The organism is Pontiella agarivorans, assembly GCF_034531395.1.
In the GTDB taxonomy this organism is placed as follows: Bacteria; Verrucomicrobiota; Kiritimatiellia; order Kiritimatiellales; family Pontiellaceae; genus Pontiella; species Pontiella agarivorans.
Genome location: NZ_JARVCO010000007.1, coordinates 220,968 through 245,610 on the forward strand (window position 1 = coordinate 220,968; position 24,643 = coordinate 245,610).

Here is a 24,643-nt window from a genome sequence, read left to right on the forward strand (position 1 = left end):
AGGCTTTACAAACAATTTGGGGCCTGTAGATTTTTGCGCATCGAAAGTTCAGGTGGCCTAACATTTTCTGAATATGGAAAACAGGCTTCCGGACGAGTCCTGTCAGGGTGGTCCTGAAGGTGTTTGGATATAGACCGGCAAGCGGGTTCCGCGGTGGAACAGCAAACCGGAAACCGGCCGACGGCAAGCACTGAGCAGGACAGCATTCCTCCTTCTTCCCATCGGCACACCATTTCCAGCAGAGGATGACCGATATGAAGAAAAATGTAACATTCAATGAGTCGGCCAAGAGGCCGTTTGAGGCCCCGGTGGCGTATGATATGCCGGTTTCCGGCGCGCGGCTTCGGGGGCATCATGTCCGGGTTCGTGCCGGCATTAAACTCCATGAAGCGGAACTGCTGCCGGATGCCCGCTGCAGTTTCACGGTGGCGTTCGGGGCCGACTCGGTTTGGCTCGGCTATGTACGGCGCGGCACAAAAACGGTGCAGCTTCCGGACCTTGGACGTATCAGCGTGAAGGCCGGCGAATGGTTTATCGCCCGGGTTGAAGAGATGCAGCTGCTGGCCGAGAAAGAGGCGGATGTTGAATTGATGTCCTTTTCCATGTGTCCGCATGTGATGGGTTCGCTGGTGGATCTCTGCCGGACCGATACCGCGGAAAAACTGCACTGTTTTGCCTGTATGAATCAGCATAAACCGACGGTGCTGCACGGTAAAGCGGGACAGAAACTTCAGTGGCTGTCCGAACAGATTTCAATTGCTTCGGCTTCCGATCTTAAAGGCCGTATGGAGCTGGAGGCCCGCAGCCTGGAGTGGATCAGTGAACTGGTGAACCAGCCGTCGCTGGCTGAAAAAGATAAAAAAGAATTCGGCTGTTCAACGCATGATGCCGAGGCGCTGCGTAATGTGGCGGCCTATCTGGAAGCCCATCTGGAAGAGGAGCATTCGCTGGCGGATCTCTGCCGCCGGTTCTATATCAACGAATTTAAACTGAAGCGTAATTTCAAGGCGATGTACGGCATTACGGTGTTCGGCTATCTGCGGGAACTGCGCTTCCAGCGGGCGGAACAGCTGCTTAAAAAAGGCGAGCTGTCCGTCATCGAAATTGCCAATGAGGTTGGCTACAGCAATCCCAGCCATTTTGCACGGGGGTTCCAGGAACGTTTCGGTATGAAGCCGAAGGCCTTCCAGAACATGCATCAGGCCGGGGAATAAAACGGTAGGAAATCAAACAGATCAAGGGAAAGGAAGAAATGATGAAGCGTGTAATTGTCTATGGAAGCATGACGGGAAATACGCAGGCCGGTGCAGAGGATCTGGCTGCATTGCTCGGCGGTAAAGCGGTCGCGGCGGCCGATGCCGATGCCGCGACGCTGGCTGGCTGTGATCTGCTGGTGCTGGGAGCGTCCACGTGGGGCATGGGCGAGCTGCAGGATGATATGGCCGACTTTCTTTCCGGTTTTGCTGCGATGGATGTGACGGTATCGGCGGGGGCGGTGTTTGGTCTGGGCGATCAGTTCGGCTATGGCGATTCGTTTGTGGACGGTATCGCCGATATGGCTGAAGCACTGAAAGATAAAGGGATCAGACTGGTGGGCCGCTGGCCGACGGCCGGTTATGGATTTTCAGCATCCCGCGCACAGGACGGTGATGAGTTCCTCGGTCTGGCGCTGGATCAGGACAACGAAGAAGAAAAAACCGCCGGCCGTCTGCGTGGCTGGGCGGAACAGATTAAAGCAGAGGTATAAAAATATGAGCATGCAGGTTTTTGGGCATCACGTGTATGAATATCGCAAGGGGTTGCGCAATCTGGTGCTGCACACGGTGCACATTGATGAGCTTGAGGCCGCGATCCACCGACTCGATATTGCGGACATTGAGTATCAGACCTATCCGGTGAAAAATACGGACCGGGTGAATATCTTTTTCGGGGCCCGCGACAGCGTGGAGGTCATTCGCGTGATCGGTAAAGAGGATCTGAATGAGTATACCCCGGAAGAGGATTTTATGCTGGGCACCATGCTCGGGTATGATCGTCGGCAGCAGTGCGAGCGCTATCTGGAACAGCGGGCCAAGTGGGAAAAACGTCAGGCCCGGCTTGCGGAAAAACAGTGATGATATGGACTGAAGAAGCTGAAGAACTGCTGGGAGCGGCTCCCGCTTTCGTGCGGGGGCAGATTCGCGAAAAGACGGAAGCGCAGGCACGCGGGGCGCAGCGTACGGAAATTGATGCGGCCTTTGTTAAATCCCTGCAGTCCGGCGGCAGGCATCCCGGCGATAATTTTCCGCCGCCGCGGGTGACGGAGGATCCCATTCATGGAGCGTTTGACCGGAAGTACGGTGTGCATGCCGGGATGTCCGGGGGATCCGCGGTTACAGAAAATCCTGCTGATCTCTTTTTCCAATGTCTGGAAAATACGGCGGATACGAATGCGCCGGCCATGGCTTATCTGCATGTGCCGTTCTGCTGTACCCGCTGTCTTTTCTGCGGATTTTATGCCGAGACCACCGAGCCGACCGCGATTGCCAGTTATACGGATGCGGTAGTGCGGGATATCGAACTGACCGGATCCGTACTTCGGCATACAGGACGCAAACTTTCGGCTGTTTATTTCGGCGGCGGCACGCCGACAGATCTGCAGGCGGATGAACTGGACAAACTGATCCGGACGATCCGCCGGGAGCTGCCACTTACCGATGATTGTGAAATTACGGTGGAAGGCCGGCTTTATGATTTTACCGATGAAAAAGTTTCTGCGGCACTGGATGCCGGAGCGAACCGCTTTTCGTTCGGCGTGCAGAGTTTCGATACCAAAATCCGCCGTATGATGGGTCGGATTCTCGGGCGGGAAGAGTTAATTGAACGATTGAACCGTATGGTTGAGCTGGGCGATCCGTATAATGCGGCGGTGGTCATAGACCTGATTTACGCTCTTCCGGGCCAGCGCGAAGCGGAGTGGGTCGACAGTATAGACTGCGGTGTGAATGAGACCGGAATTCACGGGCTGGACCTGTATCAGATCAATCTGCTTCCGGCGACCCCGCTGATGAAAAAGCTGCATGCGTTGCCGCCGATGGCGGATCTGAAGCAGCAGGCGGATCTGTTCCTGGCCGGGCGGGCGCGGATGATGGAACATGGATTTGATCGCCTTTCCATTGCGCACTGGGGACGCGATCCGCGGGAGCGGAACCGGTATAATCTCTGGAATAAACGGGATGTGGATTGTGTGCCGCTGGGTGCGGGGGCCGGAGGGCGCTGGAGCGGCTGCCGGTTTTTTCAGCAGAGTGATGTGCACCGTTTCAGCGGGTCGGTTGCCGAAAAACTTAAACCGGTCATATCGGCATCGCGGAATCCGGCCTGTGCATCCGTGATCGCTGAGGCGACCGGACAGATTGAACAGCGTATAATTGATATTCCTGTTCTGGAAGCCTGTGCAGGCCGATCGCTGGGAAAATTGCTGTTTCCGATGCTTGGAGAATGGAAGCGGGCAGGGCTGCTGGAAGGAGAGGACCCTTTTCGGCTGACGGCAGCCGGAGAATTCTGGAGTGTAAACCTTCAGAAACTGATGGGGCTGAAACTGATGAAGTTGGCCGGATGATGCGGCTGTCTGTTCACCGGAGCAAAAAGAAACCCCGCTGGAAACGGCGGGGTTTTTTGTTTACTGATTTCGGAGCAGAGTCAGCCGGCGGAAATAGCGTCAACCGGGCAGACTGCTTCGCAGGCCCCGCAGTCGGTGCAGGCATCTGCATTGATAACGTATTTGCCGTCGCCTTCGCTGATGGCGTCGACCGGGCATTCGCTTTCGCAGGCCCCGCAGCTGGTGCAGTCGTCTGAGATTACATAGGCCATGATAACCCTCCTTGGTTAGGTTGTGCGGAGTTCCGCATTGATTTAAGCCGAAGGTAGCACTCCGGAAGGATGATGCACGTTAAAACACGTTGAATTCCAAATTGATACAAGATTTAAGTTTTAGGAAATCTTAACTTCAGGGGCTCCGTTCCGGGCTGTTTTTGCTCCGCGGTCGGGTAGAGACGGGAGCGGGGGTCCGTTAGGGTGTATGCATGATCAATTGACGGACAGAGCTATCCCCTCTGAACCATCCGACTGCTTGATTAAACCTTGGTTAGTTATGTGTGACGCTTCCTCGGCGTTCATGTACGGGCCGGGCGGGTGTGGCTCCTCGCCCGGCCCTTTTTATATGCAGGGGCAGTGGGTGTTTCCGCACTCCGCCCCGGGCTGTTTTTGCTCCGCGACGGAGTAGAGGCCGCTGGCGGAAATGCGTATCAACAGCGCTTTACTTTTAAACCCAAGGAGAAATGCATGAATTCAAAACTTAAAGTATGGGTTGTGGCGGTGATGGCTGCGGCTGCAGCACAGGCTTCGTTGACCGACTTCGGTCTGGGCGGGAATAAACTATATGATGGATGGGACGGGCTGAGTGCAAGTCACTATCCGGGCTACGGTTCGTATCCGGGGGCCGGAACATGGCCGGGATCGATGGTTGCGAATGAGGCGGGATCCAACGGCGGAGAGCTGGCGAAAATCTCAGGAACCGGTTATGCGGGCGGTTCCTCTCTTTATTCTTCGGCCGGCGGGGTTTTTGAAGTCTCGCAGGACAGTGTGGTTTCCGGTCTGGAGACGATCGTTTTTGCGGTGGGTTATGGCGCGGGCACTTCAGCAAGCTTTACCAACGGGCCTACGCTGATGATCAACGGGTCAACCGTTGTCGGTGCTGCGGACTCTTCCTTCAATCTGGGTTCCTATGACGACAATATCGGGGGCTATGACGTTACGCTGACCACGGATGTCTTTCAGTGGGATCTGAGCAGCCTGGGCGAAACAGTTTCTTCATTCTCTATCAGTTATGATGTCGGTGAGCATGCACAGCAGTATGGCCTGCAGCTGGAACAGAGCGACACGTATACCGAAGCGATTCCGGAACCGGCCACGATAGTGCTGATCGGTGGTGCCGGCGGGGCCCTGTTTATGCTGCGCCGTATGCGTATCTGCTAACTGAAATCTGCGTCGATACAGGGAATACATGTGATGAATACAAAACTTCTGCCGTTTTTTGCCGCTGTTTCCGGCCTCGTTCAGAGTGTATCGGCGCAGACTTTTCTTGATCCCGGATATACGGGGGAAACCCAGTTTGCGCAGTGGTCGAGTTTTACCTATGCCGAGACCAACGCCGGGGTGAATATCCCGCAATGGGAAACGGGGTCGCCGAATCTGGAGCTGCGGCAGTTTAATCCGGCGTTGATCACGAGCAGTGGAAATATATACAGCTTTTCCTCGAATCTTTCATTCGAGCTGACCGGTTCTTCGACGAATGTACTGGGAAAGGTTGGTCTACAGTTTTTTACCTGGGGCGAGGCCGATGCGCTGTCGAATGAAACGGTGCGACTGGAGCTGGATGGCGGCATGTCATTATCTCCGGACAGCCTGACGAATTTTTATCAGTTTGTGGATGACCAGGGTTCGTATGGGGCGTACCACACGCTGGGCTATAAACTGGAATGGGATCTGTCGGGACTGAACGCAACCAATTATACGATCCGGTTTGATACGGTGATCCACTCCAGTCTGGATGAGCTGCGTCTGGATACCGAGGCGGGTGTGCCGGCCGCCCCGGTACCTGAGCTGGAAATCACATTCAGCGGTTCGGACCCGGTGCTGCATTTTACGGGTGAGCCGGGCGTGCTCTATCAACTGATCTGCTCGCAGTCCCTCACCAATGCGCTGACGGAATGGGCGGTTGTTGCCGGTCCGGTTTCCGGCGACGGATCAACGGTTTCAATAACCAATTCCACGCTGAACGCCCAGGGGTTCTATGCCGTGGAGGCCTGGTTGGAGTAATATTTTGTACGTATCATTCAGAGCCACATTAATTATTCTGGCCGGATGTTGTGCCGGGATAGCGCAACAGGGCCGGGCGGGGGAAGAGCTTCCGCCTGAGCTGGGTATTACCGAAGTCACCGGATCGCAGCATGACAATGATACGGACCGGATGCCGGCTTCCGTAGTCCGCATGGATTTTGATTCGCATACAGGGGACCCGATTTCCGATGCCGGAGATGTTGCCCGCTATCAGCCCGGCGTATCCATTCCTGCCGATCTTGTCGGTGCGGATCCCAATGTTCCGTATGGAAATAACGGATTTACCAGTTATCAGATCCGAGGCGTCGGCGGAAACCGGATCCTGATGACCATCGACGGCATTCGTCAGCCGCCGGAATTTGAGCAGAGCGGCGGAATGGGCCGGACGTTTTTTGATCCGCGGGTGTATGGCGGCGTGGATATTCTGAAAGGGCCGGGTTCCGCACAATATGGCAGTGAGGCACTTGGTGGCGCAGTGATGTTCCGAAGTAAATCACTGACGGAAGAACTGGAATATTCGCCGGAGCCCTGGCTGCTGCGGGGCAGTACCACGTTGAAGTCGGTGGATCAGAGTATTAACGGACTGCTGAGTGCCGGGGTGCGCGGGGACGACATGTACATCACGGTCAGTGAGTCCTACACCGAAGGGCAGGAGGTTGAAAACGCCAAAGGGGATGTCGATGCCAACCCGTTGGACTATCAGCAGAATCATGTGCTGGGCACGATATCCTGGATTCCGGATGAGCAGAATCGGGTATGGCTGACGGCCGAGAATTTTGTCTATCAGGGCGATACGCAACTGCACAGTTCGGAGGTGGGCGATGTGGTGTATGCCGCTTCGCAGCATACGAATGAACGTTCGCGGATCAGTTTCGATTATGTCAGCACCCCGGATTCCGGCTGGTGGGACCGGCTGGCGGTTAAGACCTATTTTCAGAAGGCGGAATCGGAGAGCATAAACCACCGGAATTCATTCTGGGTGGATCCCGCTCCGCCGGGTTTCGATCCGCTGACCAACGATCTGCGCCGTACCGACCATATCGGTTTTGATCATGAGCTGATCGGTACCACGGCAGGGGTTCAGCATTTTTTTGATACGGGTGCATTTGAACATGAACTCAACTATGGGTTGGAACTGGGTTATGAGCATGCAGAGAATGCGTTTCAACGGGATATCGTTTATAATGAAGCGCCGAGCCCGTCGAGCTCGCCCAATGCGTTTGATCCTTCGGATTTATACCGCTTCGAAGCCTACGTGGAAGATGCGGTTTCGCGGGGCCGCTGGAATGTGATCGGCGGGGTCCGGCTGATTGACTATACCATCAGCCCGGGGAACGATCCGGACTATCTGGCCGCAACGGGAACCGATGCCAAGGCCGATTATCATAACTTCGCGGTTTCTCCGAGTGTATCGGCCGATTACCTGCTGTCGCGCAATGCCATGCTCTGGGCACGCTATGCCCATAATGTGCGGAATCCATCGCTGGAAAATTATGTGGGTTACTTTGATCACGGCGATTTTGAACAGCTTCCAAATCCGGGGCTGAAAGAGGAAACCGCTGACGGTTTCGAAGTGGGATTCAAAGGCGGGGGAGGGGCGGTCTCTTTCGATACTTCGGTCTATTACACCTACTATCAGGATTTTATCGAAGAGGTCATTTTGTCGTCCAGCAGCCGCCAGGTGCAGAATGTCGGAAACGTGGAAATCTATGGGGTGGAGGCCGGCATTGATTATCGTCTGGGAAACTGCTGGGCGCTGCTCGATGGGTTTTCAACAGGTATCCGGGCGGTCTGGTCGGACGGCTATAACCGAACGGATGAGGATGCGGTGAATTCGGTTGATCCGTTCGAAGCGGTGCTCTATTTCGCATACGACCATGCTTCCGGGAAATGGGGTTCGCGCATCACCGGAATATATCACGCAGAAAAAGACAACGTTTCCGATGACTGGACCTGGTACGTTCCGCCGGCCTCGTTTGTGGTCGACTGGACGGGATACTGGAACATCACGAAGCGAATCTCTATCGAAGCCGCCATTCGCAACCTGACCGATGAAAAATACTGGCTCTGGCCCAATGCCGGACGGGTGGATCATGCCGATCTGGAAAATCCGGAACTGGCCGTTCAGCCCGGAATCAACGGATTGCTCACCCTGAATGTTGCATTTTAAAGGATCGTACGATGACGGTATCAAACAGAGGATTAAGCGCCGCGAGCATCATGCTTTGTATTGCAGAGAACCGCCATATCTACCCGCTTTCCAAAACTTTTCTGGCCGGCCGGACCGGCATCACAGTGGCCTACATCGGGCAGCTTTTAATGCCGTTGAAAAATGCCGGTCTGGTCCGCAGTCAACGCGGAATGTACGGGGGATACCGGCTGGCATGCCGTGCCGATGATATCACGCTGTATGACATCATTATTGCGGCAGAGGGAACGCTTGATGTGGTGGGACAGCTTGAACGCTGCAGTCGGTGTGCACAGCCCTGCATGAATAATCTGTGGTGCGGAGCGAGCAAAACACTGCGGGATTATTTCCGCGGCATCACGTTAAAGCAATTGATGGAACAGCAGGATGAAGCGGAATGGGTGCAGCCGCCGCTGGCCGTTTGAAGAGCAGCAGTTTTAAACCAAGGAGAAAACCATGAACCAAGTACATACAAATGAAGCCGCAGCGGAACTGCGGGAGAACTACCGTAAGCTGATCGAAGAAAAGCCGATGCGCATCCGCAATGCCGCAGCCGCTCTCGGCGTGTCCGAAGGTCAGCTGCTCGCCAGCCGGGTGGGAGAAAATGTGATCCGTCTGAAAAGCGAAGCGCAGGCGATTCTGGAACAGATGGAGCCGCTTGGAAAAGTCATGGCGCTGACCCGTAACGAGGACTGTGTGAACGAACGGAAAGGGGTATACAAAAACTATAACTTTTCGAAACACGGCCCGATGGTGGTCGGAACCTTTGTGGGAGCTGATATTGATCTACGCCTGTTTATGAACCATTGGAATTTCTGTTTCGCTGTAACGGATCAGGTGCAGGACCGTACGATGCGCAGTCTGCAGTTTTTTGATAAGTCCGGCACGGCTGTACATAAAATCTATATGACCGATGAGTCGAACCTGGATGAATATGAAAAACTGGTTGAACGGTTTACCTCCGACGAACAGCCGTGCTGGATTGAGGTTGAAGCCTATGATCCGCCGGCCGCTCCGCCGGAAGACGGCGAAGTCGACTGGCAAAAATTCCGTGCGGCCTGGGAGGCCATGCGCGACACCCACGATTTTTTCCCGCTGCTGCGCAAATATAAGGTGGACCGCCAGCAGGCCTTCCGGAATGTGGGCGATGACATCGCCTATCCGGTCAGCAACGATGCATCGAAACGGCTGCTCGAAGCAGCTCGGGATAAAAACTGTGAGATCATGGTGTTTGTCGGCAATCGCGGCTGCATCGGCATTCATACCGGCCCGGTTCAGAAACTGGTCGAAAGGGATGGGTGGTACAATGTGCTTGATCCGGACTTCAACCTGCATCTGAAAACCACGTCGATTGCCAACACCTGGGTTACGCGAAAGCCGACCGAGGCCGGTCACGTTACGGCGGTTGAAGTGTTTGATGCCGAGGGTGAACTGATTGTTACCTTTTTCGGGAAGCGCAAACCCGGAATTCCGGAGCTCGAACTGTGGCGCGAAATTGTTGCGGAATTACCGCGCGAAGAGGTGACCGCATGAGGCCGTTTATTATTCTGATGCTGCTCGCCGTTGCATCCATCGGCCGCGCGGCACCGGAGCGGCTGGTGGTGGTCGGCGGAGCCGTGAATGAAATCGTCTATGCGCTGGGCGCCGATGATCTGCTCGTTGGAAACTGCGTGTCGAGTTATTACCCGCCGGAGGCTAACCGACTTCCAAAGGTTGGATACCAACGGATGCTTCCGGCAGAGGGGATTATTTCCCTTAATCCGGATCTGGTGATTCTGACGGATAAGGCGGGGCCGCCGCCGGTGATTCGGCAGTTGGAAAGCACGGGCGTGGAAATCCTTAAACTCGATGCGGCGGAAACCTTTGACGGTGTACTGGAGAATATCCGGGATATAGGAGCCAAACTGGGAAAAGCCGATGAAGCGGCTGCGCTGATTGAAAAACTGAAAACGGAAAAAGCTGCTCTCGATGCTGAACGGGCGGAAGTGGAAAACAAACCCCGTGTACTTTTTCTCCTGACGCATGGCGGAGCACCGCAGGCGGGAGGTAAAGGGACGACGGCGGATGAAATGATCACCTTGTCCGGTGCCGAAAATGTGGCCGTTGAATTTCAAGGTTATAAACCGCTTTCCCCTGAAGAGCTGGTTGAGCTGAAGCCGGATTATATTCTGACTTCGTCTACCGGTATTCAGGCTCCGGGACAGCTGAAGAATGTGCTGGCCATTCCCGGGGTAGCGTTGACGCCGGCGGGGAAGAATAAAAAATTCATTGAAATGGATTCGCTGTTGCTTCTCGGTTTCGGGCCGCGGGTGATTGAAGCGGCGACGGAACTGCATCGTTCCTATGAATAAAAACGGAAAGCAGATCCGCTGGCTTTGCATACTGGCTGTGCTGCTGGTCATCGCCGTTTTGGTGGCGGTGTCCGTGGGTGCGGTTTCCATTCCGGTATCCGCCTTGCTGAGTGGGCAACTGGATGATCTGCAGCATGCGGTTTTGTTTTCCATACGGATTCCACGGATGCTTCTCGGCGTCATCGTCGGATCCGCTTTGGCTGTATCCGGCGGTGCGATGCAGGGGCTGTTCCGGAACCCGCTGGCGGATCCCGGGTTGATCGGGATCACCAGCGGGGCTTCGCTCGCAGTGGCCGTCATGATTGTGCTGATCGGTCCGACCGCCGGTTTTCCGGGTATCTATGGGCTCAGCATGGCCGCTTTTTCCGGAGCCATTTTTACCTGTTTTGTGATCATGCGTTTTGCGCGGGCTTCGCAATCGGTATCGGTGCTTTACATGCTGCTGGCCGGTATTGCCGTCAATGCCATTGCCGGTTCCGCAACCGGATTTCTGACCTATATCAGTGATGATCAGCAGCTGCGCACACTCACGTTCTGGACCATGGGCAGTCTGGCCAATGCGCTGTGGCCTACCGTGATTGTTTCCGCAACCTGCGTAGTGCCGGCAACGATTCTGATCATCAGAAATGCGCGCAGCCTGAATATGCTGATGCTGGGCGAAGAAGATGCCGGCTATCTCGGCGTCGACTGCGATAAACTGAAAAACCGGCTGGTCATCATGATTGCACTGGCGGTCGGAGCGGGGGTGGCTGTCAGTGGTTTTATCGGATTTGTCGGACTGGTTGTGCCGCATCTGATCCGCCTGTTTATCGGGCCGGATCATCGCATTCTGCTTCCGGCCTCTGCTTTGCTGGGGGCCGCCATGCTGCTGGCGGCCGACACGGTTTCGCGCACGGTTGTGGCTCCGGCTGAAATTCCGGTGGGAATTATTACGAGCCTGATCGGCGGGCCGTTTTTTCTTTGGCTGCTGATCCGGCAGTATGCAGGGAGGGCGTCATGATCAAAGCGGAACAGATTCATTTTTCTGTGGGCTCAAAACAGATTCTTAAGCCGGTCAATGTTGAACTTTCCGGGGCGGGTATAACCGTGGTGCTCGGGCCGAACGGTGCCGGAAAGTCGACCCTGCTGAAATGTCTGAGCGGGGCCAACCGGTTGAGCGGCGGAACGGTTTCCATCGATGGAAAAACGCTGCAGGCGTATTCCCGGAAAGCGTTGGCGCTGCGCCGCGCTGTGCTGTCGCAATCCACCGAAATTGCCTTTCCGTTTAAAGTGCACGAAGTGGTGATGATGGGCCGGAATCCGCATAGTGTACGGGGAGAAACCGAAGCGGATCATCAGATTGTCGAAGAGGCGCTGCGGCATGTGGATGCATCCGATTTGAGCGATCGTGAATTTTCGACCCTTTCCGGCGGCGAAAAACAGCGGGTGCAGCTGGCGCGGGTACTGGCTCAGGTCTGGGAGCGTAAAGGTGCACTCCTGATGCTGGACGAGCCAACGTCCGCACTGGATCTCCGGCACCAGAGCCAGATCCTCGGTTATGTCCGGCGGCAGGTGGAACAGTTCGGCATGACCGTGCTGTGTATTCTGCACGACATCAATCTGGCCGCGTCATATGCCGACCGTATCATTCTCATGAAAGACGGTGAGATTGTGAAACACGGTGATGCCGATGCTGTTCTGACATCGGACCATCTCAGTGCGGTTTATGATATTCCGGTGAGCCGTCACGAACTGGCCGGACAGGCCCGTTTTTTCATTGATTAAATGCCGAATGCGCGCAGGAATTTTTCGGTGTCAAAATGCTCTTCGAAGAGGTTCACAATCTTCTGGTGTTTCATTTTGTCGTACAGCTGAATTTTGGTGTCGTTGAAGCATTTATAGAGCATGGCATCGGTTTCGGCGGTATCCTGCATGACGGCAATCGTCGGCAGGCAGCTTTCGGCCACCAAAGCTTCGGCAGCTGCATCGGGCCGTTTATCGCTGGAGCAGGTGAGGATGAGGCCTCCCAGTTTTTTTTCGGCGGGTTGCGCATTATTCCAGTCGATTACCTTTTTAAGGCGGCGGTGGGATGCCGCGCCGAGTACGGCGATGTCGCGCGGACGCAGAGCGTGGACGGGACTGAAGTTTTCAAAATCCAATGAGATAATCTTCACTTTCCGGCAGGCCCGGTGCCAGGCTCCGGCGCATTTGCCACCTTTGATTGCCCGGTGGTTTTTGAAGCTTTTGCTGATCAGCTGCATCGATGGATTGTTCAGATATTTCACAATCGGCATATGACCGAATACACTCAATTTCGGGCTCCATTCCGGAAAGATGCGGTTCAGCGCTTTTTCCGTGATGACCTCTTTCATCTGGTCCAGCTTTTTCGGCAGGACCTTATTGAACAGCACACCGGCCACTTTGCTTTTGTGATGAGAGAAATAGGAAAAATCCACTTCCAGTTCATCTATGGTTCGGCCGATGCCTCCACCAACCAGATAAAGGATTTTTGCATCGATCATATTTGCAACGCGTGCGTTGGACAGGCCGACCACCGAACCGACACCGGGATGACCGGTTCCTTCGGCAATGATGATTTTTTTATCCGCCAGCGATTCCATGGTATCACGAATATTTTTCTCAAACTTTGCCGTGATCTCCGCCTGGTTGGTGCCGGAAATATAATCACGGGTAACGCCGGAGACCACACGCACCGGGGAAAGAATGCCCATGTCCGGCATATCCAGTCCGGTGAATTCCTTGACGATGCGGACGTCCTTATCAATTTTCTGTCCGTTCGGCAGCGTGGTCATTTCCTGACCCACCGGTTTGAAATAACCGATATCTTCAGGGGCAAAGTGTTTGCTGAGAGCCGAAATGACACCCAGGCTCGTGACGGTTTTTCCGGCGTGCTGGCGTTCGCCGGCAATGAAAACGACAGGGGGCTTTTTACTCATTAACTGTTCTCCGTATTTTCCCCAGTGTTGTTGATATTTGTGTCGGTGCAAAGCGAAACTTTCTGGAGGCTGATGGCGTCGACCGGGCAGGCTTTCTGGCAGGCTCCGCAACGGATGCATTCATCCTGATTGATCCAGATCAGGTTCATTTCGCGAACATAGTCGGTCGATTCCCAGGAAACCGCGCGGCCTTCGCCGTCATGTTCGATCGATTTGAGCATCAGAATACATTCCGGCCGCGGTTTGGCTTTCAGGCACCAGTCGCACTTGATGCACTTATCCTGATCAATCTCAAATTTATAGTGGCAGCGGTAGCAGCGGTTGGCTTCGGAAACAGCGTCTTTTTCGCGGTAACCCGTTTCCACCTCGCCGTGCAGGCTGCGCTCGGCGACGGGCAGCATCGGCATGCGGTTGCGCGGAATACGGTTCATTTCAATCGGCCGTCCGGTGGTTTTCGCGGGTTCCACCAACACCGATTTTTCCATCCGTTTTTCGCCCATCAGAAATTCATCCACCTTTTCAGCCACCTCTTTTGCGTGGCCGATGGCATCAATCAGCGACGAAGCTCCCGAGGCATAATCGCCCACGGCGAAAACCTTCTGGAAATGTTCCAGAGTCTGGAATGCTTCAGGTTCGCATTCCCAGCTGTGGTCCGGAAACTGGCCGGTGGCCAGCAGGACGGTATCGGCCGGGATCTCAAATTCCTCGTGGGTTCCGGTCCGGTGAAATTTCATGCCGGAAAGCCGACCGTTATTTTCGAGATAGGCAATCGGCGTGGCGTGGCATTCGAGCGGAATACCTTCGGTGTCGAGTTCTTCAAGCTCGCCGGGCGTCACGCGCATCACCTCTTTCGAGCGGCGATACAAAACCTTCAAATCCCACTGAGCGGTTTCCGCACCAAGCCGGCGGGTGGTGCGCGCGCAGTCCATCGCCGTAAAACCGCCGCCGATGACGAGGACATTTTTTCCAATGTCCGGAACGTGGCCTTCATTGACCTGCAGCAGGAAATCAAGGCCGTGCATAATGCCGGGGAGGTCGTGGTTCGGCAGGTTCAGGAGGTTGGGTTTCAGCGTTCCGGCGGCCATGATGACGGCGTCATTTTCGGCAACAAGCTGGGTCAGTGTTATGTCGTCCCCAATTGAAATGCCGCATTGGATTTCAATCCCGAGGCCGGTAATCTGAGCAATTTCGCGGTCGATGATTTCGCGGGGCAGGCGGAATTCGGGAATACCCTGATTCAGCATGCCGCCGGGCTTTTCATGTTTTTCATAGACCGTAACGGCGTGGCCCATAAGTTTGAGCTGGCGGGCGATGGTGAGACCGGCGACTCCGGCGCCGATGACGGCCGCTTTTTTCCCGGAGTCCGGAAACCACGGGTTGAGCATTACCGGCTCGGAATTCTTAAAATCGTCGGCGGAGCGTTTCGAAAAACAGATGGCGACGGGGTCGCCGAGGCCGTCGTAGCCGTGGCGGCAGGCGGATTCGCACGGGCGGGCGCAGACGCGGCCGAGCACGGCGGGGAATACATTGTCGACCAGATTGATGCGATAGGCCTTTTCATATTCGCCTTCGGCAATCGCCGAGAGATAACCGGGAATATCGGTTCCCGCCGGGCAGGCGGCCTGGCAGGGAATATTGGTTTGCAGCCATTGGAAATCTTTTTTGGCGCAGCCTTTTCCCGTCTTCACTGAAAGTTCAGCGGTGGGGGAATGGGGGCGTTCTTTGGGTTTGAAGAGTTTGCCGATCTGTCCTGATAAATCCATGGCCGATATCCTATGCATCGGAAAATAGAATGCGAGCAATTTAGATTATGTCTTAACACTAAAAAAGGCCGCCCCGCCGGAGCGGGACGACCCCTGAGTGCAGCCAGGAGGTGTTATTCCGCTTTTATACGGTAGAACATCTGGTTATAGGCTTCATGAACCGTGTCGGTGTAAACCCCGTCCACAATATTGGACGCCACCGGTTCGAATGCGCCGGCGGTGAGGTTGGTGGCGAATTCAACCGTGTAGGTTTTGCCGGATGAGGTCACCCATTCCAGCACACCATCGTTGAACCCGGTGATCACCAGCCAGGAGGAACCGTCGATCGGCGAGGTGCCGGCATAGAACTCGTCGGCATTGGAAATTCCGTCGCCGTCGAAATCATCGCTGCCGAGCACATCGTAGATGTCATTGATGGCGTCACCGCCGTCGGCATCCACGATCTGCTGTTCGAATGCATCGTCGAGCCCGTCGTTGTCGGCATCCGGGAAGATCTCAAGGTCAAGCCAGACCAGGCGATGGTCGGAGCTTCCGTCGGCCTTCGTGAGGTAGTAGTGGATGTCGGTACGGGACGGCCAGTAGACCCCGCCGCTGAACAGCTTGATGCCGTAGCTGATGCCCGGCAGCACATAGTCTGCGCGCAGGCCCCAGCTGGCGGTATCATCTGTGTCGCCGGTGCTTTCCAGGCTGCCTTCGCTTTCCGGAACAAAGGCGGCGTTGATGTTGACGTTGGTCAGCAGCTGGTTGATGGCGGCGTTATAGCTATCGCCTTCGTCCGCATCCGCATTCTGGTCGCCCATAATCACGAAGCGTGATCCGGCAGCCAGCTGGTTGGTGACCCCGTTGTCGTCGTAGATGTAGGAACCCGCACCCGGCGTAACGTAGTCCGCCCAGAAGCGGATTTCGTCGTGGTTGCGTTTTCCGTTCCAGTCAAACACATTGGCGTCAATGTCGGCGTCGCCGTCATCGAATACCGGCGGAGTCGGGTGCGAAGCCAGCACGTGAACCATCTCGCCGTCCACATTCACCGGCACATCCCAATGACTCTTCGAGGAGAGTCGGACAACGTCCAGTTCAGCGGCGGAATAGTAATCCGTTGTGCCGTCGTTCGGCAACAGGGCGCCCGGCATATCTTTCCAGAGGAATTTCTGGAAGGTGCGGACGTTTTCGGTGTCGATCGGGTATTTGGAGAGGACCACCATACCGTACTGCCCCGGGAATTCCCCGAAGCCGAAGCAATCATCGGCCGTGCCGAAACTGCCGTCGTTGTTCAGGTCGTAGCCGGAATCGATACCCGTGTTGGATTCCGCAAGGAACATATAGGGGAATACGATTGGCGGCGCACCGTTCTGGCTGATTTCCAGATAGTTGGACTTCAGCCGTTCCACAGCCTGCGTCGTGGCGTCGTAGTCGAACTCGTTGAGCAGGATAATGTCCGGATTGGTGCGCTGGATGATCTCCGCCACTTTCTGAACCTGCTCGCTGTCGCGCGACGCGAGCTCGGCGGTGATGTCGCCTTCCGCACTGCGGTTCAGGTAGGCATTGTATGTGGCGATCCGAAGGTTGCCCTGTTTGCCCGGCAGTACCGAGCCGTAAGTCACCTGATAGACCTGCACGAGATCCGCCTGGGTCTGTACCATCTGATTGGTTTCCGCATCCGTCACCGTCAGCGAAACGGTGTAGAGGCCGGCATTTTCATACAGGTGGATCGGGCTGGCCTCGGTGGAGGTTTCGCCGTCGCCGAAGTTCCAGAGGTAGGAATAGGGCTCCGTGCCGCTGGTTACAAACGGAACAAACGTTACCGGTTCGATGGTGGTGTAGTCCGACTGGTCGATCGTGAAATTCACGCTCAGGCCCATGCCGCCGGTCCGCACAATGCGGATGTTGTCCACACCCAGCAGACGCCCGTCGCCGGGGCCTGTGCCGGTGGTGGTGTAGCGGAAGGCCACGGTCACTGGGCCGAGGTAGGAGGACAGATCGACGGAAGCTGAGGTCCAGGCGTCGTACAGATCGCCTGTATCGATTTCCGTGGCCTGCCAGGTGCCGTTGGTGACATCCACCGGATAGTCGGTGGTCACCATCACTTCGAGGGATGGGCCGCCGTATTTGCTGAAGACATCAAATTGCAGCTCGGCATTAGCTCCGGCTTCGAGTTTCACGGTCGGGCCGACCAGCCAGTCGATGCTGTTGGTGTCTGCACCATATCCGTTGGCGAAGGCGCCTTTCTGCTCGGCTTCGGTATCGAGGCCCCAGTCGGCATTACTCAGCAGGCTGTTGGCGGTGAAACTGGAGTCGCCGAGCGTGTCGGCATCGTCGAAGTCTTCGCTCATGTAGGTGTGGGCATTGGCGCGGAGGACGATATTGTCTACTTCCCATACCCGGCTCTGGCCGCCGCCGGTTCCGGTGCTGGTATAGAGGAAGGCCACACGAACGTTTTCGCTTTCCGACTCCACCTTCACGTTGTCTACGCCGATACGTGCACCGCCACCGCTTCCGGTGCCGGTGGTGGTGTAGCGGAAGGCTACATTCACGCTGGTTCCGGCATAGGCCGACAGGTCCACGGAAATGTCCTCCCAGGTATCCCAGAACAGATCACTGTCCGGCGGAACGGTGAAAGAATCCCAGGTGCCGTTAGCCAGCGGATCGCCGGTTCCGGTGTAGTTGGTGGAGACCATGACTTCGAGGTCGGGTCTGCCGTATTTGTGGTACATCTGGAATTTCAGGGCACCCGCCGCACCTTCCGGCAGCGCAAAGGCCGGGGAGATCAGCCAGTCATCGCTGAGGTCATCCGCACCGAATCCGTTGGCCACCATGCCCCACTGGCCGGCACGCTGTTCGTGCACCCAGTCGGCATTGCTGGAACGGCTGTACTGCGTGAAGGAACCGATGCCGTCTTCAAAGTCTTCGAGCGGCGTAAGTGAGAAGTCGAGCTCACCGGTGGTTTCGAATGCATAGCCGCCGGTCGAAGGCATCATGGACGGAAGGGTCCACCAGTCGGCCTCGGACGGGCTGCTCATGGTTTCCGGATCATAGTTGCCGGAAGCCAGCACTTCAAGGAGCGGACCGTCGTAGTTGTAGGCCAGGTCGGCCGCAATGGTTTCTTCCATATAAACGCTCAGGTTGAACGCCGGGGTGATGAGCCAGTCGCGGCTGGCGGTATCGGCACCGTATCCGTTGATGCGCGCGAACCAGAGGCCGCTGCCGGATGGATATTCATAGGTGTGCCAATCGGTGTTGCTGGTATCGCTGTGCGTCAGCAGCGGGCCGAAACTTCCGGTATCGAAATCTTCGCTCCAGACCACCGGCACATTGGCGACCAGGGTGGTCACGGCCACGGTATCCGAGAAATCGGAAAGACCGAAGGGGCTGTAGGCGCGCACCTTGTAGGTGTACACCGTGTTTTCATTCAGCAGGCTGTCGGCATAGCCGTCGGTGTCCGGTACGAGGCGCGGCGCGTAGATTTCCCAGTTGCTGTCGCCCACTTTACGCCACAGTTCATAGCCCACTTCGTTGGTGGCCACGTCAGCCCAGGTAAGTTCAATGTCGGCTACGGAGAGGGCGGTGCCGACCAGGTTGGTCGGAGTTTCCGGTGCCGGTCCGATCACGCGGGATTCGGTGCCGATCAGGGAGAGGTCGAAACTGGTGTCGGAGCTGCCGCCGCTGCTCTGGTGCACTTCCACGGCGACCACGTTGGTTCCGGCTACGAGGAGCGACGGATCAAGCGTGAGCTCGTAATATTCATTTTCATCGCCCGCATCGTTGGCGGTGGTGGTGTAGCTGATGTCTCCGTCCGGCATGCTGGAACGTGCGGCTTCGGTGCCGTTGATGTAAACTACGGCGCCGTCATCGCGCAGCAGCTGGGCGTTGAGTTTGATGACATCCGCCGGATCGGCAACACTGAATTCCTTGCGAAAGTAAGCGGTGATGTGCTTGTCGGATGCATTCGGGCCATAGCTGATGACGGTTACTTCGTCGCCGTCGCCATATCCGAGCTGGGCATCGCCGGCCATCCAGGTGCTGTCGTCGAAGGCCGGGCTGGTCCAGCTGGTGCCCTGATCGGAGCCGTCGTCGAGATATTTCCACTCGGCACCGGTGGCCACGTATTCATTCTGTTCCACGTCCGCCCCGCGGAAAATTCCGCCGACGGAATCGTTCGGATAAATGGTGAGCACTTCGCCGGAGAGCGGCTTCCAGAGGTCGAGGCCGGCCGACATGGCGTAGGGATCGAGATCCTGTTCCGCCTGGGTGAGTGGGGTCACGGTTTCCGGATCGTAGAGGTTTCCGGCATTGAATTCATCGATGCTGCCGAAGCGGACGGTGCGGATATCCATTCTTGGTTCCGGCGCGGTGTGCACGTGAATCAGTTTAAACTGCCAGAAGGAGTCGGACGCGAGGGTCCAGGTTTTGTCGTCGTCCATCGGACGGGTCGGAGCTCCCCAGCTGCCCTCACCGATGAACATCGTGCCGTCGATCAGGTTGCGGGTAAAGTCCTGGAAGCTGCCCGGCGCGGTGCTGGGTTCGAGCGGGTAGGTGTATTTGGTCATGTGGGTGTCGGATTCAACCGCCAGGTCCATGCCGTAGTTGTAGAAGGCGTCGGCCCAGGCCGCGATGCGGCCGGTGCCTTCCGCCTTGCCGCTGGTATGCGGGCGCATCGGGCGGTGATAACTGGCCACCTGCCAGGTAGCATAGTTGGACACTTTGGCAAGCTCATTGGAAAGCCATGCGGTCTGGGCACCCCAGGCCGAGGAATCCTGATTCTGAAACGCACCGTATCCCACGCCCGGCTCCAGTTCGGAGTTCAGGGCCCAGACGCGCATCTGGTTTCCGCCGATCGGGAAGTGGCCGTAGGCATTCGGGTTCCGGATGTTGAAGATGCGCTGCATCATGTCGAGCATGTCGTTCTCGTGGTTTCCATGCTGCGGAATGATGGGATAGATGCGGCCGTCGGAACTGATGGTGGCCTGCCACTCGTCGAGCCACTGGCGCCATTCGTCGTTCGTGCCGTTGTTCATGTAGTCGCCGCCGTAGACAATGAAGAGCGGGCGGATGCGCGAGATGAGATTCATGCCCCAGCGGCGCGGATCGTCGTTGGTCCGCGAGTCGCCGCCAGCCACAAAGGTGAAATCCGACGGCGTGTCCGGCGCGGTTTTAAACCACATGAGGGTGCTGGCGCCTTCGGAATCGAGGATTTCGAAGTAGTAGGCCGTGTCGGCCGAGAGGCCGGTCAGATCGATGAAGTGACTGGTGAAGGGCGAGCCTTCCGTCGTCAGAGTGTTGTCATAATAATGACTGACCACCGAGGTGTTGGTTGCGGCACCGGCCAGGCCTGCGTCGGTGCTGTAGCGCACGCCGACGGGGGGTCCGCTGGACTGTTCCCAGCCGATGGTTGCTGTTGTTGCCGGGTCGTCGGTCCAGACCAGTCGGTACCGTTCGGTTGCGGCGTTCACCAGCCCCGGCCCGGCCAGGCCCAGTGCGAGCAGCAGTGCGCCCGTTGTTGTATAATCAGGTATTTTCATTCCACAATACTCCCGTAATAAAGGGAGGTATGCTGACGTTCCGCCACCGGGCAGAACGCATCCTCCCGGAAACGTGGAATGAAGGATGGGGCGCGGGTGTTAGTGATGGACTAAAATCGCGTCCGCAATGGGTGTCTAATTGGTTGCGGATTTGTAAGTGGTCCGTGAGTCCGTGTTGGCAGTCAGTTTCGACTTGGTTAAATCATCTCTTTTTCCAAAGGTTTTCAGCGAGGAAAGCATGGGATAATCGGTTTTCAGGTCGCCGCCTAGACGGCCGTATTCGATTATGGCCTGTTCATAGGACCAGTCCTGGAATTTCATCCGGTATGCGGCTCCCAGAATACCTGCGCGGTGAGAACCGCCTTTGCAGTGGAGATACACCGGTGCCTTGCTGTTTTCCAGCACCTGAAAATAGAGCTCAAAATTGTTTTCGGTCGGCCCGCTGTCGCTGGTGAAGGGAACCTCGATGAGCTCAATCCCCGCGATTTCGCAAAAGGCGCGCTCTTCTTCCGTAGGGGTAATGCTGATGATGGTTTTAATACCGAGGGCTTCGAGCGATTGGAGGGCAAGGTCCGGTTCATAGGCCTGGCCGCCGCGGTAAAGGCTTTCATCATATTGTACCACATAGTTATTCAGTCCCTCCAGATGGCCCAGCACCTGATAATTTTCATTGGCTGGAGGCAGAACAATGCGGTCATGAGAAACGGTTGCGCCGGAAATACCATCTACATCGGCCTGTTTCGGAGGTTGCGTCTGACAGGCGGATAGCAGCAGCATTCCAAGGAGCGGGAGCGCATTGCGGATGGCCGTACATCGTTTCATGGAGATCTCCTGAAGGGTTGATACGCAATGTCCATGATTCGGGAGCAGTGGTAAAATCATCAATCGTTAAACGTTGGCCATAAATCTAACGCGGTTCCAATGATTGGGAAAGAGGCAGAAAAGCAAAAAGTTAGTTGAGCTTAAAGTCTAGGGTTTGGTATGAACAACTCATGCAAACGCCTGAACTGAGTGCCAGTCTGGAAGATTATCTGGAAACCATTTTTTTTCTTTCCCGCGAGGATGGGAGAGCACGGCCGAAGGATATTGCCGAAAAAATGAATGTGCGTGCGGCTTCAGTGACCGGTGCGCTGAGATCGCTTTCCGAAAAGGGGCTGGTCAATTATGCTCCCTATGCCTCGGCCACACTTACGGAACATGGGCGTGAAGTGGCTTCAAAAATCGCGGTCAAACACGAGGCGCTGCTTGATTTCTTTAAGCAGGTGCTGGGTATTGAAGCGGAAGAGGCTGAAGAGTTTGCGTGTTCTATGGAGCACACGATTCCGGATCATATTCTGCAGCGTTTTGTGCAGTTTGCCGAATACACGAAGCACTGCGCCCGGTTTGATGCCAGCTGGCTGGAAAATGCCGAGGGGTATTTCTGCAAAGCCCATGGTCACGAACGTGCCCAGTGTGCGCAGTGCAAACTGAAGCAGTAGAGCTCTCCCGGCTCCCTCAGCCGACATAGCGGTTGATCATATCAAAAAGGGCTTCTTTTTTGACGGGCTTCGGTATGTAGTCATCCATTCCGGCACTGATGCATTTTTCCCGATCGCCCTGCATGGCATTGGCAGTGAGGGCGATAATGGGCACATGTGAACCGGCCGGGGTATCTTCTTCGAGTTTTCGGATTTGGCGTGAAGCCTCATACCCATCCATTCTGGGCATTTGACAGTCCATAAAGATGAGGTCATACGTCGCGCCGTCTTTTACCTTGTTCAGTGCAATCTCTCCGTTTTCAGCAACATCGACTTCATAACCACCTTTAGCGAGCATGCGTTTGGCGACGGTTTGGTTCACGATATTGTCCTCGGTCACAAGAATGCGGCGTGTGCCGGCGTTTTTGATGGTGGACAGTTCGACCGTCGGCTGGGCATGGACTGTTTTGGGCGGATGCATCGAAAGGCTACTCAGTTGATAGCCTAGAATTTCGGCAATTTTCCATAACAGGTTACCGAGTCGTAGCGGTTTGACCAAATTGTCGGCCAGACCGGCTCCATCGAGTGTGCGCATGTCACGATTGGTAATCGAGCAGACGATGAGTTTGCCCAGCGCATCAAATTCAGGTTGTGTGAAAAGCGGGTTTTCGGTGTCGTAGGCCAGATGTTCTTCAATCAGGACAATACGGTGGTTGCCTTCGCTGATACGTTCGGCGGCTTCATCAACGGTACCAGCAACTTCGGGGTTCAAACCCCACCGGGTCATCCACTCGGAAATAGACTGCCCCATGATTTTCTTTTCATCGATAATCATGATCGGCTCACCGTTGAATATGGGTTTATCAATTTCGGACTGCCGAGAGCGGTTGGCAACGGGGAGATTGAGGCGGAACCAGAATGTCGACCCTTTGCCGCGCTCACTTTCCATTCCGATTTTTCCGCCCATGAGGTTGACGAGCTGTTTGCAGATCGCCAGGCCAAGGCCTGTTCCGCCGAATTCACGCGTGGTGGATGAATCGCCCTGTGAAAATTTCTGGAACAGCTGAGGAAGTTCTTCGCGGGAGACTCCGATTCCGGTATCGGATACGGTAAAATTGATGGTGGTTTCTTTTTCGGTTCCGGCCACCATTTCCACATTGAGATAAACATATCCCTTGCGGGTGAATTTAAGTGCATTACCGGCGAGGTTCATGAGTACCTGGCGGATGCGGCCGGCGTCGCCGACCACAAAGGACGGCGTGTTGGGTGAAAAGCGCAGAATCAGGTCAATTCCTTTTTCCAGGGCGGTCGGAGTAAGCAGTTCGGTGATATGTTCGCAGGTTTCCCGAAGATCGAACGGCTGGGGTTCAAGATCCAGTTTGCCGGCCTCGATTTTAGAGAAATCGAGAATGTCATTGAGCAGGGTGAGCAGGGCATCGCCAGACGTCTGGATGATACGGAGGTATTCCCGTTGTTCGGGATTGAGCACGGTGTCGTACAGCAGACTGGCTGTGCCGATAATGCCGTTCATCGGTGTGCGTATTTCGTGGGACATGGAAGCGAGGAAGTCCGATTTGGCCTGCGTGGCTTTTTCGGCTCGTTCGCGGGCAATAAGCAGCTGGCGGTTTGCGCTTTCGAGGCTTTCACGCGCCTCGTTGGCATCTTCCATCATCCCCATAATGATGTGCTGGTTTTCCTCCAGTTCGCGGCTGCGTTTGTCGAGAAGGCGGTTGGCCTCCTTCATTTCCAGTTCATATTCTTTGCGGTCGGTAATATCCAGCAGGGTGCCGACCATCCGCAGAGGCTGCTGCTGTTCATCACGTTCGATGATGCGTCCGCGGTCGAGCACCCAGATCCAGTCATTGGAACCCCGATGAATGCGGTACTCGCAGTTGTAAGTGTCGGCCTTGCCATCTAAATGCAAATTCATGCTGTTCTGGATGGCTTTATAGTCCTCCGGTTCGGTGAGCTGTCTGCGCCAGTCCATATCGTTTGGCAGGTCTTCGAGGCGGTAGCCCAGTATGACGGCCAGCCGGTCATTAAACGTACAGTTGTTTTTTTTCAGGTTCCAGTCCCAGTAGCCGAGATCGCCGCCATGGAGGATCAGGTCCATGTTGTCGCGTGCGCGGGCGGCTTCAGCTTCGAGGCGTTTACGCTCAATAATCTCATGTTTGAGCTCTTCATTGTAGCGTTCCGCATCCTCCATAATGCTGAGCAGGGCTTTGCGGTGTTTCTTGAGATCGAGGGTCTCGGTTTCAAGATATTCATTGGCTTTGATCAACTCATGAACCACTTTGAGGTTGTCATGAATTTCGGAATTGCGTTCATATTCGTCGCGTTCAAGACCGCCGCCGATCAGACGACCGAGGATATAACCGAGGGCGATAACCATGATAACTGCCAGCGTGATCAGCCAGGAGGTATATGAACTGCCGGAGCGCATGATGAAGTAAACAGCCACAGCGAATACCATGGCAATCAGCGAAAAAATGACTGCAAATATGCGGCCCAGCCGTCCTTTTATTTCGGGGAGTTTTAGTGTCGGTTCGTCCATG

19 protein-coding genes are annotated in these 24,643 nt (G+C 55.6%); 13 read left to right on the forward strand and 6 right to left on the reverse strand.

The genetic code is table 11. The features are described 5' to 3' along the window. Positions 1-254 precede the first annotated feature (254 nt). Genes P9H32_RS05880 through hutW form a run of 4 tightly spaced genes read left to right on the forward strand, consistent with a single transcriptional unit; the run spans position 255 to position 3,598 of the window. Positions 255-1,214, forward strand: a complete 960-nt coding sequence (locus P9H32_RS05880) for an AraC family transcriptional regulator (RefSeq protein WP_322607954.1) — start codon at positions 255-257, stop codon at positions 1,212-1,214. Positions 1,215-1,252: 38 nt separating this feature from the next. Continuing rightward, entirely contained in the window at positions 1,253-1,747 is a 495-nt protein-coding gene (locus P9H32_RS05885) for a flavodoxin (RefSeq protein WP_322607955.1), read from the forward strand. Between the two features lie 4 nt (positions 1,748-1,751). After that, entirely contained in the window at positions 1,752-2,114 is a 363-nt protein-coding gene (locus P9H32_RS05890) for a DUF2023 family protein (RefSeq protein ID WP_322607956.1), read from the forward strand. Next, positions 2,114-3,598, forward strand: a complete 1,485-nt coding sequence (hutW, locus tag P9H32_RS05895; RefSeq protein ID WP_322607957.1) for a heme anaerobic degradation radical SAM methyltransferase ChuW/HutW — start codon at positions 2,114-2,116, stop codon at positions 3,596-3,598. The genes P9H32_RS05890 and hutW overlap by 1 nt, the downstream gene beginning before the upstream one ends. An 80-nt stretch (positions 3,599-3,678) precedes the next feature. Here the strand turns inward: hutW and fdxA are convergent, their stop codons facing one another. After that, a complete protein-coding gene (fdxA, locus tag P9H32_RS05900) occupies positions 3,679-3,849 on the reverse strand; it encodes a 4Fe-4S ferredoxin (protein ID WP_322607958.1) in 171 nt (56 codons plus the stop codon). Positions 3,850-4,320: 471 nt separating this feature from the next. On the opposite strand from fdxA, the gene P9H32_RS05905 reads away from it, so the two are divergent. From P9H32_RS05905 to P9H32_RS05940, 8 genes are read left to right on the forward strand one after another with little or no spacing between them, the layout of a single operon-like run. Then, positions 4,321-5,013 (forward strand): PEP-CTERM sorting domain-containing protein, encoded by a 693-nt coding sequence (locus P9H32_RS05905; RefSeq protein ID WP_322607959.1) that lies wholly within the window; start codon positions 4,321-4,323, stop codon positions 5,011-5,013. Between the two features lie 33 nt (positions 5,014-5,046). Further along, positions 5,047-5,856 carry a hypothetical protein gene (locus P9H32_RS05910; RefSeq protein ID WP_322607960.1) on the forward strand — a complete coding sequence of 270 codons (810 nt, stop codon included), beginning with the start codon at positions 5,047-5,049 and terminating at the stop codon, positions 5,854-5,856. A 4-nt stretch (positions 5,857-5,860) separates the two neighbouring features. After that, entirely contained in the window at positions 5,861-8,047 is a 2,187-nt protein-coding gene (locus tag P9H32_RS05915; protein ID WP_322607961.1) for a TonB-dependent receptor domain-containing protein, read from the forward strand. An 11-nt stretch (positions 8,048-8,058) separates the two neighbouring features. Further along, entirely contained in the window at positions 8,059-8,490 is a 432-nt protein-coding gene (locus P9H32_RS05920; protein ID WP_322607962.1) for an RrF2 family transcriptional regulator, read from the forward strand. A gap of 31 nt (positions 8,491-8,521) precedes the next feature. Continuing rightward, positions 8,522-9,598, forward strand: a complete 1,077-nt coding sequence (locus P9H32_RS05925; protein ID WP_322607963.1) for a hemin-degrading factor — start codon at positions 8,522-8,524, stop codon at positions 9,596-9,598. Further along, positions 9,595-10,416, forward strand: a complete 822-nt coding sequence (locus P9H32_RS05930) for a heme/hemin ABC transporter substrate-binding protein (RefSeq protein ID WP_322607964.1) — start codon at positions 9,595-9,597, stop codon at positions 10,414-10,416. The genes P9H32_RS05925 and P9H32_RS05930 overlap by 4 nt, the downstream gene beginning before the upstream one ends. Next, positions 10,409-11,416: a FecCD family ABC transporter permease gene (locus P9H32_RS05935; protein ID WP_322607965.1), complete on the forward strand. Its 1,008-nt coding sequence runs from the start codon at positions 10,409-10,411 to the stop codon at positions 11,414-11,416. The genes P9H32_RS05930 and P9H32_RS05935 overlap by 8 nt, the downstream gene beginning before the upstream one ends. Then, on the forward strand, positions 11,413-12,180 hold the full coding sequence (locus P9H32_RS05940; protein ID WP_322607966.1) for a heme ABC transporter ATP-binding protein: 768 nt from the start codon (positions 11,413-11,415) through the stop codon (positions 12,178-12,180). Before P9H32_RS05935 ends, P9H32_RS05940 begins: the two co-directional genes overlap by 4 nt. Here the strand turns inward: P9H32_RS05940 and P9H32_RS05945 are convergent. The 4 genes from P9H32_RS05945 to P9H32_RS05960 all read right to left on the reverse strand — a co-directional run bounded on the left by P9H32_RS05945 (position 12,177) and on the right by P9H32_RS05960 (position 21,453). After that, positions 12,177-13,352, reverse strand: a complete 1,176-nt coding sequence (locus tag P9H32_RS05945; protein WP_322607967.1) for an AAA family ATPase — start codon at positions 13,350-13,352, stop codon at positions 12,177-12,179. The two genes, P9H32_RS05940 and P9H32_RS05945, sit on opposite strands and share 4 nt — an antisense overlap. Next, complete coding sequence (locus P9H32_RS05950) at positions 13,352-15,115, reverse strand: FAD-dependent oxidoreductase (RefSeq protein WP_322607968.1); 1,764 nt, start codon at positions 15,113-15,115, stop codon at positions 13,352-13,354. The genes P9H32_RS05945 and P9H32_RS05950 overlap by 1 nt, the downstream gene beginning before the upstream one ends. A 113-nt stretch (positions 15,116-15,228) precedes the next feature. Then, a complete protein-coding gene (locus tag P9H32_RS05955) occupies positions 15,229-20,631 on the reverse strand; it encodes a choice-of-anchor J domain-containing protein (RefSeq protein WP_322607969.1) in 5,403 nt (1,800 codons plus the stop codon). 135 nt (positions 20,632-20,766) lie between these two features. Continuing rightward, complete coding sequence (locus tag P9H32_RS05960) at positions 20,767-21,453, reverse strand: fused DSP-PTPase phosphatase/NAD kinase-like protein (protein WP_322607970.1); 687 nt, start codon at positions 21,451-21,453, stop codon at positions 20,767-20,769. Positions 21,454-21,623: 170 nt separating this feature from the next. Between P9H32_RS05960 and P9H32_RS05965 the strand changes: the two genes are divergently transcribed. Beyond that, on the forward strand, positions 21,624-22,109 hold the full coding sequence (locus P9H32_RS05965; protein ID WP_322607971.1) for a metal-dependent transcriptional regulator: 486 nt from the start codon (positions 21,624-21,626) through the stop codon (positions 22,107-22,109). A gap of 16 nt (positions 22,110-22,125) precedes the next feature. On the opposite strand, the gene P9H32_RS05970 is transcribed toward P9H32_RS05965, so the two are convergent. Next, entirely contained in the window at positions 22,126-24,642 is a 2,517-nt protein-coding gene (locus P9H32_RS05970; RefSeq protein WP_322607972.1) for a hybrid sensor histidine kinase/response regulator, read from the reverse strand. Between the last annotated feature and the right edge of the window lies 1 nt (position 24,643).